The 18,529-nt window shown below is 43.5% G+C and carries 9 protein-coding genes and 1 riboswitch; of the genes, 5 read left to right on the plus strand and 4 right to left on the minus strand.

Features of this window, described 5'->3' with window-relative positions:
• Positions 1–409: 409 nt before the first annotated feature.
• Both HXT38_RS02105 and HXT38_RS02110 read left to right on the plus strand, forming a co-directional pair.
• Positions 410–6,535 carry a hypothetical protein gene (locus tag HXT38_RS02105; RefSeq protein WP_421791984.1) on the plus strand — a complete coding sequence of 2,042 codons (6,126 nt, stop codon included), beginning with the start codon at positions 410–412 and terminating at the stop codon, positions 6,533–6,535.
• A 236-nt stretch (positions 6,536–6,771) separates the two neighbouring features.
• Entirely contained in the window at positions 6,772–7,308 is a 537-nt protein-coding gene (locus HXT38_RS02110; protein ID WP_004106348.1) for a peptidylprolyl isomerase, read from the plus strand.
• Positions 7,309–7,671: 363 nt separating this feature from the next.
• On the opposite strand, the gene thiC is transcribed toward HXT38_RS02110, so the two are convergent.
• The 4 genes from thiC to HXT38_RS02130 form a co-directional block, all read right to left on the minus strand.
• Positions 7,672–10,329, minus strand: coding sequence for a phosphomethylpyrimidine synthase ThiC (gene thiC, locus HXT38_RS02115; protein WP_004119078.1), 2,658 nt, complete (start codon positions 10,327–10,329; stop codon positions 7,672–7,674).
• A riboswitch (TPP riboswitch) is annotated at positions 10,327–10,432 on the minus strand. Its footprint overlaps the gene before it by 3 nt.
• 64 nt (positions 10,433–10,496) lie before the next feature.
• Entirely contained in the window at positions 10,497–11,177 is a 681-nt protein-coding gene (locus tag HXT38_RS02120) for a methionine ABC transporter permease (RefSeq protein ID WP_004119079.1), read from the minus strand.
• A gap of 2 nt (positions 11,178–11,179) precedes the next feature.
• Positions 11,180–12,004 (minus strand): methionine ABC transporter ATP-binding protein, encoded by an 825-nt coding sequence (locus tag HXT38_RS02125; protein ID WP_004119080.1) that lies wholly within the window; start codon positions 12,002–12,004, stop codon positions 11,180–11,182.
• Between the two features lie 192 nt (positions 12,005–12,196).
• Positions 12,197–13,030: a MetQ/NlpA family ABC transporter substrate-binding protein gene (locus HXT38_RS02130; RefSeq protein WP_004106340.1), complete on the minus strand. Its 834-nt coding sequence runs from the start codon at positions 13,028–13,030 to the stop codon at positions 12,197–12,199.
• Positions 13,031–13,251: 221 nt separating this feature from the next.
• Between HXT38_RS02130 and HXT38_RS02135 the strand changes: the two genes are divergently transcribed.
• The 3 genes from HXT38_RS02135 (at position 13,252) to pflA (ending at position 18,434) form a co-directional block, all read left to right on the plus strand.
• Complete coding sequence (locus HXT38_RS02135; RefSeq protein ID WP_410297575.1) at positions 13,252–14,949, plus strand: NAD+ synthase; 1,698 nt, start codon at positions 13,252–13,254, stop codon at positions 14,947–14,949.
• Between the two features lie 117 nt (positions 14,950–15,066).
• Entirely contained in the window at positions 15,067–17,442 is a 2,376-nt protein-coding gene (gene pflB / locus HXT38_RS02140; protein ID WP_116971069.1) for a formate C-acetyltransferase, read from the plus strand.
• A gap of 110 nt (positions 17,443–17,552) precedes the next feature.
• A complete protein-coding gene (gene pflA / locus HXT38_RS02145) occupies positions 17,553–18,434 on the plus strand; it encodes a pyruvate formate-lyase-activating protein (protein ID WP_004106335.1) in 882 nt (293 codons plus the stop codon).
• Positions 18,435–18,529: the final 95 nt, after the last annotated feature.

An 18,529-nucleotide genomic window follows, 5' to 3' on the forward strand; every position in this document is an offset into this window, starting at 1 on the left:
GGGATTCATGCGGTAGTGAAATACAAATTACGAAATTATAGCATAAAACTACTTGCAATGTATGAACATGTGAGTATCATACAACCTGTATGAGTGTCAGTTTGCACATTTTTATGCATATTGAAACGTATTAAGAGAGTATGAAGCGTTGTGTAAATAGCAAATTGGTATGAAACAAAGAAGCGAATGCTAATTTATTGGCTGCCGCATGATTGCATATTACAAATTATGTATAAGCAGAAACATAAAGAAGACACATTATTGAAGTGAGGAATAATGACGAAGAAGATCATGAGTGCAAAGCATCTTGCTGATTTGCAAAAGTCTATGAAAAAATCTAGTAACAGCGTTATTTACGCGCCACTTTCTAAGAGCGTGTGCGCAGCTATGCTCGCAGGTGCTATGGTGATTGGGGGGGGGGGTATTCGTTTCTACTCCTTTGCCTGCGTATGCTGACGGCTATGTAAGTGGTGATGGTGCTCGCGTTTATTACGGCTACAAAGCTGACGCTGATTACAGTAAAGAGCGTTTGCTGATTAAAGTAACATATTATAAAACTAAGGCTGACGCGCTTAAAGGTGGAAACGATGGTGTTGATCCGCTTGGTAAGTTTGTGCGCGTTGAATATACTTCTAATAATCCTGAGGATGCCAATAAACAACCAGATAAGTGGGATTTAAGACCAACTTGGTGGTTTGGTGTGCCAAATGGTTTGAAAGCAGATACGATTTCCCAAATCCGCTTGGTAAGGAATGAGCGAGGAACTCAAGAGGCTTCTAGTCCATCTACTCCTGGCGCTAAAAAGTTGAAAAATGCTTCAAGGCAAGGCTATGTTGTAGCAAGTGACCACACGTATAACAGCATAGATCAGTGGAAACACAGTGTTTCACGCGATTATTACTCTGGTAGCGACAAGACCATCGATGGCAAGGGTTGGCAGCGTATGGTCGGTATTGGTGGTAAATCAGGAGATTACGATAATTCTGGTAATACCAGAGATCAGTGGAATATTTACAAGGATGGTAATGCTAACGGTCTTCAAGGTATTTTTGCTGACTGGGAGTCTGCTGGTCAACGCTACTACGAAATGTCGTATGTAGCAGAAATGACAGATGATGCTTGGAAGCAGCGCGATCAGAAGCCGCTATTGTTTGTTGCAGGCATTTACCGCGGTGTTGGTAATTGGCGTTACGTTGCAGGCAGCACGATGCGTGCACCAAAGATTGCGGATCATTTGGAATTGAAATATCCTAAGCTGACGCCTGTAAAGAATCTTGACTCGCTTGATGATAATGAACAGAAAGCAGTAAAAACTGCTATTAATGATGCTAATAAGAGTAACGATAAAGACCATCCAAATCTGTTTGATCAACTGGTAGCAGAAAACGGCATTAGTGTTGATGCTAAAGGTAATGCGACTATTACTTTTACAGACGGCACTAAGCGTGTTATGCCGGCTAGCTTATTGGTATTAAAGAACGAAACAGATAAAGACAAGTATAAGCCAACGCTTCCAGCTCGTACGCCTGTAGTGAAGTTGTCGAAGCTCACGTCTGATGAAAAGACTGCGGTAACTCAGGCAATTATTAATGCTAATGGTGGTTCTACGCCTAATGCCTTCTTGCAGAATGTGAAGAAAACTAACAACCATTATGAAATTCGCGTTCAAGAAGACGGCAGTGCAAAAGTTACTTATGCTGATGGATCAGAGCTTACTATTCCTTCTACAGATTTGGTGTATCAAGGCGCAACTATCGCCGATTGGGCACCGTATCGCGTTCCAGTTCCTACGGAAGTAGATGACCCATCTAAGTCATTAACTCAAGATCAAAAGACTACTATTGCGTCGGCATTTGATGAAGCAAATAAGAGTTTCCCTGTTTATCAAGCTGCTAAAAAGCATAACAAGAATACGTCTCCTGTAACGTTTGATAACAAAAACAATGCTGTAATTACCTGGGCAGATGGTTCACAAACTACCATTCCTGCTTGGATGTTCTTGAAGAAGAAGCCGACGCAAGCTACAAAGCCTGAGCAAAAGCAAACTACCAAAGAGTTTACGGTTGATTTGCCGGCAACACCTACGGAAGTTAATTTCGATCCATTTGATAAGAATGCAACAGTTGGTCAGGATCAACTTAACAACCTTGAAGCTTCATTGCAAGCTTTAACAGCTAAGGACGCAAGCGATAGTAATAAGACTGTAACTCTTACTTCTGCAAAGATTGATATTGCAACTGGTACGGTAACTTTTAAAGCTAAAGGATATGAAGATAGAAAGTATCCAATCGGCATCTTCTATAAGAAGAAGTCAACTGGAACTGGTACTCAGAATCCTACGCAGCAGACGCCTACGAGCAAGACCGATACTGACACAGATAATCCAAAGAATACGTTTACATATAACGTTAGAAAAATTGAGATTGATGGAGATAAGCCAAATGCTCAAGATGCCATTAAGGCACTAAAGCAGTTTGTAACAGACAATTACGATAATGTATCTGAAGCTGATCTATCTTCTATTAGTGATAGCATTACTGTTAAAAAGACTTGGACTCCAAAAAATGGTACTCACAATATGGGTGCGTATGAAGCTTCAGGTAGTAATTATGGACCAATGAGTTCGTTTAGTATAGTAGGCAATGACTTTGGCATCCAGGTGATTGGCCACCCATGGGCTGACAACGATGATAATGGTGACTGGGATTCCGCTCAGACAATGCCGTTGTTTACCATCAAACCCAGCGATTTGTATGTTAAAAAGGGTAATACTCAGCAGACTCCTACGGATAACACTATTGATCAGCTGAAGGCTCTTGCTAAGCAGCTTTTGGATGAGAAGAAAAATCTTACTAAATCTGACTTTACAAGAGCTGGTTTAGATAAAGATAAAATAACTGATAATGCTATTGATAAAATGAATGATGCCGGAGAGCTTCGTGATCTTATTAAGAAGCTGAGTGAAGCAAAGCATGCTGATCGTATGTACAACTCTGCTGGTGACGTTGTAGTTGATGATCCAAACAAGCTTACTGAAGATGATTTCAAGAAGGCTGTGGAAGCGTTCGTAAAAGCTAACTACGATAAGAGCGACAATTTCCATGCTAATACTGTTACTACAGCTTTGCCTACTGATTTAACTCCAAAGTCTGGCACTATTGATATGGAGATTGCTGACGATAATATTAAGTCAGTTACTTCCAGTAAGACTGGCGATGCCGCTGATTATAAGTCAATGGTATTTAAGGATGCCAAGGGTACTCAGCTTTTCACTGTTGCTATTAGCTACAAGAAGAAGGAAGAAACTCCAAAGCTTAGCGACGATGCTCTTAACGAGATGAAGAAGCAAGCTAAGGAGACTATCGATCATAATCCAAATCTGACTAAGACAGATAAGGATGGTTTTGATAAGCGTATTGATGCAGCAACTACTGCTGAGCAGATTCAAAACATTTTGAAGGAAGCTGCAGAGAAAGCAAATCAGAACTCAACTTCTAATGATCCTAAGATTAAGGGTGAAATAAGCGGCAATCAGAATGGTGCTGACGCTGAGAACCAGCAGAAACTCGATGCTGCTAAAGAAGCTGCTAAGAAAGCAATCGATGCTCTTACTCATTTGTCAACTGAAGAAAAGACGGAGTTTAAGAATAAGCTTAATGGTGTAGATGTTAAGGCTCCTGCAGACGTTCAAAAGATTGTTGATGCTGCAAAGCTAGCAGATGAGCTTAAGGGCGTTAAGGAAGAAGCACAAAAAGAAAAGTTTGTGTTCCTCGATCACGGTAAGGGTGGAAAAGATGATTCGTCTGATCCAAACCACGTTGAGGATGCTGCTCTTAACAGCGTACTTGGCTCTACGCCAGAAGAAGATTCTACGCTTAAGACTTTGGCTGAGAAGTTGCAAGCAAATCCTGCATCTGCATCTGAGATTCGTGATGCTCTCGAAGCTGCAAAGCTACAGAATACAAGTAATGAGCAGAATGCCAGGAATGCTGGTATTGCGAAGCTTGAAACTAAGAAAGCAGAGCTTGTTGCAGCATATAATGCTTTAAGTGCTGATCAACAGACGAAAGCTAAAGATAAGTATAATGCTGCTATTAAAGCTATTGATGATGCTGAATCTGCTGTTAACAAAGCAACTAAGCCTTCTGAAATCAAGAAGGCTGTTGATGGCGTAGATACTTCGCTTAATGCTGCTAAGGAAGATATCAAGAATAATACGCCTAAGCGCGATACTTCTAGTATCACCAACGATCAAGATTCTGCACTTGCCGAAGAGAAGAAAGCTCAGATTGCACGTATTAATGCAAGTAATCTTTCTGCTGCTGACAAGGAAAAAGCTACGAAAGAAATCAATGCTGCAACTAAGCTTGGTGATCCAACCGGTATTGCTAATCGTTACTTGAAAGCTCAAAAGATTGAGGATGCTAAGAAGCAGATTGCTGATCTTAAGTATTTGAACAAGGCTCAAAAGCAGTATTATGAGGATCTTCTTGATAGCACTGATGCTTCTGATCATGCTGACGGCAAGGATGACATCGATGATGCTCTTGAGCAAGCGTTGAACTTGAACGGTGTGATGAAGCGTTTGGCTGATCTTGCTACGAGTGCAGACGCGCTTAAGAAAGATGATAAAGATAAAAAGTATTCTTCTGCTGAGCAAACTAAGAAGGATGCTTTCGATGCTGCTTTGAAGGCTGCAAACACTCAACTAGATAAGGTTGATGGCGCAGACAGCGACAATATTAACGCTGACGGTGCTAACGCTTTGTACAACGATTTGCTTACAGCTATGCAAGGCCTTGATAGCACTGTTAAGGGTGTTGGTTTGTACACTGACGACTTGCAAAAAGAATACGATGCTGATGTTGCTTTGAAGGATAATCCTGTATACAAGAATGCAACTAAGAATGTGAAGGAAGTATTCGACAAAGCTCTTGAAGCTGCAAAAGCTGCTCTTGAAAATGCAACAAAGAATCCAACTGCGCTTGGTGCTGATGCTGCAGTTCAGCAGAATGCAATCGGTGCTGCTCTTGCTAACTTAGTGAATGCTCGCAAGGCTCTTGACGGCATTGATACAACTGCATTGCAAGCTGAAGTCGACAAAGATAAGCCTTTGAAGAATGATGTGAAGTATAAGAATGCTTCTGATGATAAGAAAAAGGCTTTCGATAAGGCGCTTACGGCGGCTGAAGATGCAATTGCGGATGCTGAGGGCAGGAAACAGTTGGCTGCCGGCGAGGATCCAAAGACTCAAGAACAGAAGCAAAAAGCTGTTAATGATGCATTGGCTGCATTGCAGAATGCTGCTAAGGATCTTGATGGTAAGGAACAAAAGCCAACCCCGGCTCCTTCTGTTGATAAGAGTGATTTGAAGGCTCTTGTTGATGCTGCTGGGCAGGTGAAGGATTCTGACGCGTATAAGTATGCTGATGCTGATAAGCAGGGTGCTTACGATAAGGCTATTAGTGATGGTCAAAGCGTGTTAGCTAAGACTGATGCTACGGCTGATGAGGTTGCTAACGCTGTTCAGGCTATTACTACTGCTAAGACTGCGTTGGATGGTAAGAAGCCAGAACCAACCCCGGCTCCTTCGGTTGATAAGAGTGGTTTGCAGCATGAGATTGCGAATAGTGGTGATGTGAAGAAGTCTGATGATTATACGAATGCTCCTTCGGATAAGAAGCAGGCTTATGATCATGCTTTGGATCACGCTAACGAAGTGAACAATAATCCGAATGCTACACAGGATCAGGTGAATCAGGCTACTGAGGATTTGAAGAAGGCTGAGAATGATTTGAAGCCAACTCCAAACCCGATTCCAACTCCTGGTGCCGGAACTGATAATACTGGAACTGGTGCTGGAACTGGAACTGGTAATGCTGGTTCTGGTTCTGAAGCTGGTTATGGTGTGAATGATAATGCGCCTACTACTGTGGATAAGGGTGAGTTGAATGTTCAGATTCAGGGTGCTGAGTCTGATTTGCAGCCTGGAAATGCTGGTAACGGTAACGCTGGTGCTGGTGCTAATACTGGTAATTCTGCCAACGTAGCTGGTAACGCTGGTGCTGGCGTAAACTCTGGTAATGCAGGTAACACTGCTAACACCAATGCTGCCAACGCTAACGCTAATAATGCTAATGGCGTAAATTCTGCTGCTCTTGATGCTGCTGTTGAGAATAATCCGGCTGTGAAGCAGGTGGATGCTCAAGTTGCTAAGGCTCAGGCTGCTCTTGATGCTGCTTTGGCTGAGGCTAAGAAGGTTGCTGTTGATCCTAACGCTACTCAGGCTCAGGTTGATGCTGCGGTTCAGAATCTTTCTGCTGCTCGTAAGGCTTTGGCTGCTGCTAAGGCTCATGCGGCTGATGTTCGTGCTTCTGTGCGCGCTCAGGTGTTGAAGAGTGGTAGTGTTGCTCAGCTTAGTAAGACTGGTAGTGACGTGTCTGTGTTTGGCTTGTTTGCTGCAACTCTTAGTGCTGCTGGTGCTGCGCTTTTCTCGGCTAAGCGTCGTGGTACTTCTCGTCATAGTAATAAGTAGGATATTTGCTAGCTGGTCTGGTTATTGCAGATCAGCTAGTTTTAGAGCTGCTTAATGTTTGCTTAATTGTATTCAGTAAGTTTGCTGAGTATTGGGTTAATTAGCATAATGAAGTTAATGTAAAATGTGCCTCACTTTGCGTCTTTCTTTACTACGCAAAGTGAGGCATTTTTGTATGCGAATATTTTTATCTAACACGAATTGAAACAGTCTTGAAAATATGGGAGAATTACCACATGACTACAGTTATTATGCATACTTCTGAAGGCGATATAAAAATCAATTTGTTTGACAGTAACGCGCCTGAAACCGTCAAAAATTTTGTTGGCTTAGCTACCGGCGAGCGTGAGTGGCTTGACCCATTCAGTGGAAAACCTTCGCATGAGCCATTTTACGATGGTTTAACTTTCCACCGCATTATTAAGGACTTCATGATTCAGGGTGGCTGCCCACTTGGTAACGGAACTGGCGGTCCTGGATACGAGTTTGACGATGAAATTGACGCATCCTTGAAGTTTGATAAGCCTTATTTGCTCGCTATGGCAAATGCTGGAAAGCGTCGCGGTCGTGACGGTCGTTTGCATGGCACTAACGGTTCGCAGTTCTTCATTACAACTGTGCCAACTCCATGGCTTGACGGTCACCATACAATTTTCGGCGAAGTTGCTGACGATGAATCGAAGGCGGTTGTCGATAAGCTCGAGGCTGTCGCAACTGATCGATCTGATGCTCCTCTTGAGCCTGTAGGTATTATTTCTATTGAAGTTTTGTGATTAAACATTATGTGATTTAATATTCTTTAATACTACAGTTCTCAATTACTAATCCGACATTTTCTATACGCTTGTGTACAGAAAAGGTCGGATTTTTGCTGTAAGGCGGCAGAAACTTTACAAGCGTGCAACGAAAAGGTCGGATTTTTGCTGTAAGGCGGCAGAAACTTTACAAGCGTGCAACGAAAAGTTCGGATTAATAGAATCTAAATGCGAATATAAAGAAAGCGAGTCTTATAGCAAGCGTAATAGCTCACTATAAAACTCGCTTTGGTTTATATCAACCTTCTTCTATTGTTATCCGTTGTAAGTATTGTTATTGAAGCACTTGCAATTCAGTTTTTGCTTCCGTACTTCTGCATTTTATGCTTTCACGCTTTGATACAGCGATGAGCCGGATTCTTGGAACTTTTTGCTCATCTCTTTCATACCATCGGCAATTGCCTGACTGCGTGCTTCTTCAACGAGCTGCTCCTGCTGAGCTGCTCCGCCAAAACGCTTACGAATATTTTGCGAAATAGCCATCGAGCAGAACTTTGGTCCGCACATCGAGCAGAAGTGCGCCATTTTTGCCGGTTCTGCAGGAAGCGTTTCGTCGTGGAAGGCGATTGCGGTATCCGGATCGTAGCTTAAGTTGAACTGATCCAACCAGCGGAACTCAAAGCGAGCCTTACTGATTGCGTTGTCGCGATCCATAGCATGTGGATGGTGCTTAGCAAGATCAGCTGCGTGGCAAGCAATCTTATACGCAATCACGCCTTGCTTCACGTCATCCTTGTTAGGCAACCCCAAATGCTCCTTAGGAGTCACATAGCAAAGCATTGCAGTGCCGTATCGTGCAATCTCCACGCCACCAATTGCGGAAGTAATGTGGTCATAGCCCGGTGCGGTATCCGTAGTCAAAGGACCAAGCGTATAGAATGGAGCATTCTGGCAAATCGCCTTCTCCATCTCAATATTCATACGCACAGTGTCGAATGGCACGTGACCAGGGCCTTCAATCATCACCTGCACGTCATGCTTCCAAGCGATCTTCGTAAGCTCGCCAAGTGTCATAAGTTCGGAAAGCTGAGCCGCATCGTTAGCATCAGCCAAGCTACCTGGACGCAAACCATCGCCCAAAGAGAATGCAACATCATACTTTGCGAAAATCTCGCATAATTCTTCAAAATGCGTATACAAGAAGCTCTCTTGATGATGTTGCAAGCACCATTCAGCCATAATTGAGCCACCACGAGAAACAATACCGGTTACGCGGTTTGCAGTAAGCGGCACGTAGCGAAGAAGCACGCCAGCGTGAATAGTCATGTAGTCAACGCCCTGCTCGCACTGCTCAATAACAGTGTCGCGGAAAAGCTCCCAGCTGAGCTTAGAAGCGTCATCCTCAACTTTTTCCAAAGCCTGATACATTGGCACTGTTCCAATTGGCACAGGGGAGTTGCGCAAAATCCATTCGCGCGTTGTGTGAATATCGTTACCGGTGGAAAGATCCATAACGGTATCCGCACCCCACTTCGTAGCCCACGTAAGCTTTTCTACTTCTTCGTCGATAGATGACGTAACAGCAGAATTACCCATGTTTGCGTTGAGCTTAGTTAAGAAGCGCGAGCCAATAATCATAGGCTCAGCTTCAGGATGGTTAATATTGCAAGGAATTACAGCGCGTCCTGCTGCAATTTCTTCGCGAACTAGCTCCACATCGCAATTTTCGCGCGTTGCAACATATTGCATTTCCGGAGTAGTAATTCCGTGACGAGCGTACCACATTTGCGTAATCGGATGATCTGCGCCCTTCATTGGCTTATGCGTGCGACCACGCCATTCTTTAGAAGCTTTGCCTCGCTTAATTGCGCGCTTGCCGTCGTCTTGAAGATTGCGCCTGCGACCCTCATATTCCACAACGTCACCGCGGTCGCGAATCCAGTCAAGTCGAAGCGGAGCCAAGCCTTCCTTCGGATCGCACTTTGGACCTTCAGTATTGTAATCCTTAAAAGGCGGGTTAGGACCTACGCCAGGAGTATCCGAAAGCTTAATTTCCGTATAAGGAACTTCCAAATCGTAAGAACCATATTCATACTCAAAATGAACTGGAGTTGTTTTGCGAATATGAGCTTTATCGCGCTGAGTGCAACCACGAGCTGCAATGTCAACTCGCTGTTGTTTAGCTAATTTCGCAGCATCCTTTGCTTCTTTAGCGTTAATAAAAGTTGGTTTCTTTTCTTGAGTTTCTGAAGATTTTGATTCAGAATTTTCTGCAACTATTACTCGCTTAGCGTAGCCGTGCTTTTCTTCGCCTCGCACAGCTTTCCAATGTTCAACAAACTCACGCATAGTTGATTCTGGTGTTTCTGAAGAATACAGTGCTTCAGAAACGAACCATCCTGCAGCCTTAGTGTGAGCGATTGTATCGATATCGTCGAGCGCAGTTCTTCCGCCAACTAGAACTGGGAAATCACTTGCGGAACAAATCGTATTAATTTTCGCTTCGTCCAGCGTTGTGTGGTTTGCTTCCAATTCGTAAGCGGCAGTAGTGCTTTCGCATCCTTCTTCAGGATTGTGCATTGCTGTTACGCAAATGTAATCAATGCATCCATCTGGCAGTTCGTTTATTACTTTAACTAAGCTTTCGGTTTCAACAGATAAGCCGATTACAGCATCTTCGCCAAGAAGTGCGCGAGCCTCTCTAGGCTCCATGTCGCTTTGTGCTAAATGCACTCCGTCAACTTTGATGCTTTGATTGCGAGCTTGCCAAACGACATCAACACGTTCATCGATAACAAAAGTTACAGAATCGCATTTGTTATTGTCTTCGATGATTTGTGCAATATCGCGTGCAATAGTAGTGATTTCTTTAGCGTTTTCATTGTTGCAATGAAGACGAATAAAAGTCGCTCCAGCGCGCAAAGCATCATCGACAATATCTGTAAGTGGACGATTATTACAAGCTTGTGGGTCTGCAATAAAGCAGGCACTTAGATTAAATTGATTACGCATTGATGCGTACGGATAATTCGATGTCATACTAAAATCGTTGCTCCCTACGTTGTATTAACTAACAGGTTCGAAGGGTTAGGCAAATTAATACCATCTCAGCCTTCTTTCGAAAGCACCCCTGCAAAATGTCGAATTACCAGTAAGTTTACACGATTATGTGCATTTAATTGGTGGTGGGTATGTTGCGAAATTCTTTAGCGTTCGTGATGATTGATTGCGCGTGAAATAAAATCTCCCAAGCTTTGCACAATCTGCACGAGGATAATGCAAAGAATAACAGCCACTGCCATCACATCGTATTGATAGCGCTGGTATCCGTATCGTATTGCAATATCTCCGAGTCCGCCTGCGCCAACTGTTCCAGCCATTGCGGAGAATCCAAAAAGCGTAATAAATGTAAGCGCAGCTCCGCGAATTAGCGAAGGTAAAGCTTCCCACAGCAACACTTTGCAAACAATTTGCAATTTGCTTGCTCCAAAGCTTTGTGCTGCTTCAATTAAGCTTCCGTCAACTTCGGCTAAAGATTGTTCAACTACTCTAGCAACGAATGGTGCAGCAGTAATTACCAGTGGCACAATAGCTCCAGGAACTCCCAAAGAAGTGCCAACTATGAGACGAGTAAAAGGAATTATTGCAACTAATAAAATAATAAACGGCACAGAACGCACGATGTTAACAATCCAGCCTAGAACTGCGTTAATTGGCGCGTTAGGGCAAATACCTTTTTTGTTTGATGTAATGAGAAGTACGCCAACTGGAAGTCCAATAAGGTATGCAAAAAGTGTTGCAACTGATGTCATTACGAGTGTGTCTTGCACGCCTTCAATAAGTAAGTCACCGTAGTCGTTAAAAAATTGTGTAGCAGCTTCTAACATTGTTATTTCACCTCATTGGTAAGCGCGTTTGTTTGTGCGTCTGTTGCCTCGTTTGCAAGCGTGTTTGTAGTTTTAGCACGATGATTTTCTTGTTTTTCATCTGCAATAAGAGTTCGCAAAATATCGCTTTGTGGATTTGCAAAAAGCGTATCCGTGTCACCTAATTCCACAATGCGTCCGCCATCAATCATTGCAACTCGGTCGCAAATATTTCGTGCTACAGCCAGCGAATGTGTAATAATAACAAGTGTTACGTTGAGTTCGCGGTTAATTCGGCGCAATAAATCAAGGATTTGCGCAGTAGTTGTGGAGTCCAGTGCGCTTGTTGCTTCATCGCAAAGCATAATCGACGGATTATTCGCCAATGCTCGTGCAATTGCTACGCGCTGCTGCTGTCCGCCTGAAAGTTGGCTAGGGTAGCGGTTTGCAAAATCTTTTAAACCAACTAAGTCAAGCAAGTAGTTTGCGCGTTCTTCTCGTTCCTTTTTTGCAGTGTGATTTAACTCTAATGGGAAAGTGACGTTTCGCAATACTGTACGTTGCTGGAAAAGGCTAAAATTCTGGAAAATCATGCCAATATTAGTGCGTACTTTTGCAAGTTCTTTATCTTTTACTTCGCTAATATCATTTCCGTCAACAATAATTTTGCCAGAAGTTGGTCGCTCAAGCAGATTCATGCAACGAACTAGCGAAGACTTTCCTGCACCAGAAGAACCAAGGATTCCGAATACTTCTCCCGATTCAATAGTCAGATTAATGTCGTGTAATGCTTCATTCGCTTTGCTACCTTTGCCGTAGCTTTTGTGAAGATGTTCGATCTGAATCATGCTTTTCCTTAACAGATTATTGCTTTCTGTGTGAAATATACTTCGTTACTAACTAGAGTTACTAACTAGCGTCATTAACTAGATTATTGACTAGCACGCACATTACGTATATTACACGCTTATAAAATAATGCCGCAAAGCATACACGAAGCATACACATGCGGCATTAGGTGGCTACATTGTGAGTATTATTTAGAAAACAGGAAGCACAGCGCCTTTGTAAGTTTTAGTAATATAGTCGCGCACTTCGCTTGTCTTCAAAGCTTTGAGTAAGGCTTTGATTTTTGCAAACTTTTCAGAGCCCTTCTTTACTACAATAATATTTTCATAAGTTTTAGCCGCAATGCCACCAACTTTTTCTGAAGTAAGTGGGTCTTTAGTTGGGTTAAAACCAGCTTGAATAGCGTAATTGCCATTCATGGCAGCAAGATCCACATCCTTAATGGCAGTAGGAACTGTTGCCGCTTCAAGTTCTTTAAACTTCAAATTCTTAGGATTCTCAGTAATATCTTTTGTAGTAGCGTTAATATCCTTTGGATTCTTCAACTTAATCAATCCAGCATCTTGCAAAAGAAGCAATGCGCGAGCCTCATTAGTAGGATCATTTGGAACTGCAACAGTTGCGCCATTTGCTAATGCTTTAATCGTCTTGGTTTTTCCTGGATACAATCCAAATGGTTCAAAATGAATTCCACCTACTGAAACAAGGTGAGTTCCCTTTTCCTTATTAAAGTTGTCAAGATAAGGCAAATGCTGATAGTAGTTTGCGTCAACTTCGCCTTCTTCAGTAGCTGTATTTGGCTGCACGTAGTCAGTAAATTCCTTTACTACTAGCTTGTAGCCTTCTTTTTGCAAGATTGGCTTTACAACCTTATTTAAGATTTCAGAATGCGGAGTAGGCGAAGCAGCAACAGTAATAGTTTTGTCATCCTTCGCGCCTGCTTTTGAGCTACCGCAGCCACTTAAAGTGAAAGTCGCTAATGCTGCCAGTGCTGTAATTGATGCAATAACTTTAATTTTTCGCATATTTCCTGCTCCTTGTTCGGTGAAATTCGTTTAAAGTTAAATCCCCTTCGCGAGTAACGAATTATCAATATAGGCGAGAAAAATCAATAATTCTATACTTTGCTTATTAGTATTATTTATGACGTGTTAATAATTCGCATACTTGCAGTGTGGAAAGAGAAAAAATAAGTTTTTCAACACGTCGCTTACTTGCAATGAAGCTATCTACTAGACTGTAATGTATGAGTTTTTTGCGATTGGCGTTAGCGCAGATAGATACCTGCGTTGGGAATATTGATAGCAACGTTGAAAAAGTTTTGAAGTATGCTGCGCGCGCAAAGCAGTCGGGTGCTCGCATGGTTGTATTTCCTGAGATGACTTTGACTGGGTATCCTATTGAAGATCTCGCCTTGCGTGCCACGTTCCGCACAGCTGCACAAAAAGCTGCAGACTTGCTTGCATCAAAACTTTCAGAAGAAGGCTTGGGGGAGCTTTACGTAGTAGTTGGAACTGTTGGCTTTGACGAGTCTGCTGGAAAGCCTCGAAACAGGCTTCTCGTATTGCATGAAGGCAAATCTGTGTTGCAATACGACAAGCATTTCTTGCCAAATTATGGTGTTTTTGACGAGTTTCGTATTTTCTCTTCTGGCAATAAGTGTGAGCTGCTGGAAGTAGATGGAATGTGTCTAGGTTTTGCTATTTGCGAAGATATTTGGCAAGATGGCGGTCCTGTTGCGCGTTTGGCAAAACTTGGTATCGATGCGCTAGTAACTATGAACGGTTCTCCATATGAGGAAGGTAAAACTCATGTGCGTTTGAGTTTGGCTCAAAAGCGCGCTGTTGAAGTCAATGCGCCGGTTGTGTATGTGAACCAGGTCGGTGGTCAAGATGATTTGGTTTTTGACGGTGGAAGTTTTGTTGTTGATTCTGACGGAACTTTGCTTGAACGCTCGGCAATGTTTGCTGAAGATTTGTCGTTTGTTGATTTTGATAACTCGCTGAAAAAGCAGAAAGTTTCAAGCATTGCTCCAAAACTTGACGCAGATGAAGAAGTGTATTGTGCGTGTGTTGTAGGTCTTAGAGATTACATGCGTAAGAATGGTTTTAAGGGCGTGTGCTTAGGACTTTCTGGAGGAATTGATTCTGCCTTAGTAGCTACTATGGCTGCCGATGCTTGCGGTGGAGCAAATGTGTATGGCATTTCTATGCCAAGCATGTACTCTTCGGACGGTTCTAAAGACGATGCGCGCGATTTAGCAGAGCGAATTGGCGCTCACTACGATGTGCAACCAATTGAACCGCTTTTTAAAGCTTTCCAATCACAACTTTCCTTAGAAGGAGTTGCTGCGGAAAACTTGCAAGCTCGCGTTCGTGGCGTAATCGTAATGGCATATTCAAATTCGCGCGGTGTTTTGGCGCTCGCAACTGGTAATAAATCGGAGCTTGCTTGCGGATATTCTACTATCTATGGCGATGCGGTAGGAGGGTATGCTCCTATTAAGGATTTGCTTAAGACGCGCGTTTGGGCACTTTCTCGTTGGAGGAATCGCGCTGCGAATGCTGGAGTAGGTATTGGTATGCTGCCAATTGTTGGATATGAGGATTCTCAGAAAGCGAAAGCTCCGCAAGATGGCGTGCTTATTCCTGTTAATTCTATTATTAAGCCTCCGAGTGCAGAGTTGCGTCCAGGGCAAAAGGATTCTGATTCTTTACCTGAGTACGATTTGCTCGATCGCGTTTTAGAGGCTCATATTGAGCTTGCTCATGGTAGAGCAGATTTGCTTGCAGATGGTTTTGACGAGCATACTGTTGACACGGTTATGCGTTTAGTTGATCGCGCAGAATGGAAGCGCAGGCAGTATCCGCTTGGACCAAAAGTAAGCGCTATTGCTTTTGGCAGGGATCGCAGAATGCCTGTTACCACAGCTTTTCGTGAATAAATGTGATATATTTCACTAGATTTTTTGCAAAACTACTCGTGTATGCGTTTACATATGCCCTAACATTGTTATTAGGGCAGCGTGAAGATGCGTTGCGGGTACAAAAGGAGTCTAAACATGACATCAGTTGATGCACCAGTTCTCAGTGAAGAGGATCTTCGTACCGAAGCGTGGAATGGTTTTACTGACGGAAATTGGAAAAAAGACATTGACGTACGCGACTTTATATTAAAGAACTATACGCCATATGAAGGTGACGAAAGCTTCTTGGCAAATGCCACTGAAAAAACGAAGCACATGTGGAAGTATCTCGACGACAACTACTTGGCTGTTGAACGTGAACGTCGTGTTTATGATGTTGAAACTCATATCCCAGCAGGCATTGACGCAATGCCAGCAGGTTACATTGAAAGCCCAGAAGTAGATAACGTAATCGTCGGTTTGCAAACTGATGAGCCTTGCAAGCGCGCTATGATGCCAAACGGCGGTTGGCGCATGGTTGAGCAGGCTATTAAAGAAGCTGGCAAGGAAGTAGATCCTCAAATCAAGAAGATCTTCACCGTCTACCGCAAGACTCATAACGATGGTGTATTTGGCGTTTACACCAAGAATATTAAGATTGCTCGCCACAACAAGATTTTGACCGGTTTGCCAGATGCTTACGGCCGCGGTCGTATTATTGGCGATTATCGTCGTGTGGCTCTTTACGGCGTGAACATGCTTATTGAGTTCAAGAAGCGCGACAAGGATTCGATTCCATACCGTAACGATTTTACCGAGACTGAAATTGAGCATTGGATTCGCTTCCGCGAAGAGCATGACGAGCAGATTAAGGCTTTGAAGCAGCTTATTAACTTGGGTAACGAGTACGGTTTGGATTTGACTCGTCCAGCTAAGACCGCTAAGGAAGCTGTTCAGTGGACTTACATGGGCTATCTTGCTTCTGTTAAGAGCCAGGATGGCGCTGCAATGAGCTTTGGTCGCGTTTCTGCATTTTTTGATTGCTACTTTGAGCGCGATTTGAAGGCAGGTTTAATTAACGAAACCGACGCTCAGGAAATTATTGATGCTCTTGTTATGAAGCTTCGTATTGTGCGCTTCTTGCGTACTAAGGATTACGACGCAATCTTCTCTGGTGATCCTTACTGGGCAACTTGGTCCGATGCAGGCTTCAGCGAGGATGGTCGCACTTTCGTAACCAAGACTTCGTTCCGTTTGCTCAACACTTTGACTCTTGAGCATTTGGGACCTGGTCCTGAGCCAAATATCACTATTTTCTGGGATCCAAAGCTTCCAGAAGCTTATAAGCGTTTCTGCGCACGAATTTCTATCGACACTTCTGCAATCCAGTACGAGTCCGATAAAGACATTCGTGAGCACTGGGGTGACGACGCTGCTATTGCTTGCTGCGTTTCTCCAATGCGCGTCGGTAAGCAAATGCAGTTCTTCGCTGCTCGCGTGAACTCTGCAAAAGCTTTGCTTTACGCAATCAACGGCGGTCGCGATGAAATGACCGGTATGCAGGTTATTGATAAGGGTGTTATTGACCCAATCAAGCCAGAAGCTGACGGTACTCTCGACTACGAGAAAGTTAAGGCTAACTACGAGAAGGCTTTGGAATGGCTTTCCGAAACCTATATTGAGGCTTTGAATATCATCCACTACATGCACGATAAGTACGCTTACGAGTCCATCGAAATGGCTTTGCATGATAGGGAAGTCTATCGTACGCTTGGTTGCGGCATGTCCGGTTTGTCTATTGCTGCAGATTCCTTGGCTGCTTTGAAGTATGCAAAGGTTTACCCAATCTACAACAAGGATGCTAAGACCACTGAAGGCCACGAGTACGAGTACATTGAGGGCGGCGACGACGACTTAATCGTTGGCTACAAGACTGTTGGAGAGTTCCCAATTTACGGTAACGACGACGATCGTGCAGACGACTTAGCTAAGTGGGTTGTGAGCACTGTTATGGGTCAGGTAAAGCGTTTGCCTGTGTACCGTAATGCTGTACCAACTCAGTCCATTTTGACTATCACTTCTAACGTTGAGTATGGTAAGAACACTGGTTCCTTCCCATCCGGTCACAAGAAGGGTACTCCGTACGCTCCAGGCGCAAACCCAGAAAACGGCATGGATTCGCACGGCATGCTTCCTTCGATGTTCTCCGTTGGAAAGATTGATTACGATGATGCTCTTGACGGCATTTCGCTTACGAACACCATTACTCCTGATGGTTTAGGTCGTGACGAAGACGAGCGCATCAGCAATTTGGTTGGCATTTTGGATGCTGGCAACGGTCACGGCTTGTACCACGCAAACATCAATGTTTTGCGTAAGGAACAGCTTGAAGATGCTGTTGAGCACCCAGAAAAGTATCCGCATTTGACGGTTCGAGTTTCCGGCTACGCAGTGAACTTCGTGAAGCTCACTAAGGAGCAGCAGCTCGACGTTATTTCTCGTACATTCCACCAGGGTTCAGTTACTGACTGATTTGGTCGATTGCTAAACACCGCCGGGAGCGAGGCTAGTTTCGCTCCCGGCTTTTGTTAATTGAGTATATTATTTATTATTTATTTATAAATAGTTTGGAGGGCAGTTAGATGGCTGAAAACACAGCGTTTCGTACTACTACTCAGCATATGCTCAAAGAGTCAAAAGAGTATGCTCGTCAAACTTTAATGGGTGGACTTTCCGGCTTTGAATCCCCAATTGGGCTAGATCGAAAAGATCGCCTTGTTGCTCTTAAAACAGGCGATATTGGGTTTGTGCATTCGTGGGATATTAACACTTCTGTTGATGGCCCGGGAACTCGTATGACAGTGTTTATGAGCGGTTGCCCGCTTCGCTGCCAGTACTGCCAAAATCCTGATACTTGGAAAATGCGCGACGGCAAGCCAGTCTACTTAGATGCGATGATTAAAAAAGTTGACCGTTATCAAAGTCTTTTTAAGGCAACAGGCGGCGGAATCACTTTTTCTGGCGGCGAGTCCATGATGCAACCAGCTTTTGTATCTAGAGTTTTTCGTGCTGCAAAAGAAATGGGCGTGCATACTTGCTTAGATACTTCGGGATTTTTGAATCGTAATTACACGGACGAAATGATTGAAGACATTGATCTTTGCCTTCTTGACGTTAAATCAGGAACTGAAGAAACGTATAAAAAAGTAACTGGCGGCTTGCTTCAGCCAACTATTGACTTTGGTCAGCGCTTGGCAAAGGCTGGTAAGAAGATTTGGGTGCGTTTTGTGCTTGTTCCAGGTTTGACTGACAGCGAAGAAAACGTTGAAAAAGTTGCTGAGATTTGCGATTCGTTTGGGGATGCTGTTGAGCATATTGACGTGCTTGGCTTCCATCAACTAGGTCGCCCAAAGTGGCATGAGCTTCGAATACCGTACCCTCTTGAGAATCAAAAAGGACCTTCTAGGGCACTAAAAGAGCGAGTTGTAAACCAGTTCAAAGACCACGGTTTTGTTGTGTACTAGACTGAACCTCGATGCGTTTTAGGCAATTTTTGCGTATTGTATTGTTTTTTTTTTGAAGGATTTTTGTATAATTACACAAACACCCTTTTTAGAGA

Origin of the sequence: Gardnerella sp. DNF01157 (assembly GCF_049244225.1) — a bacterium.
GTDB lineage: Bacteria > Actinomycetota > Actinomycetes > Actinomycetales > Bifidobacteriaceae > Bifidobacterium > Bifidobacterium leopoldii.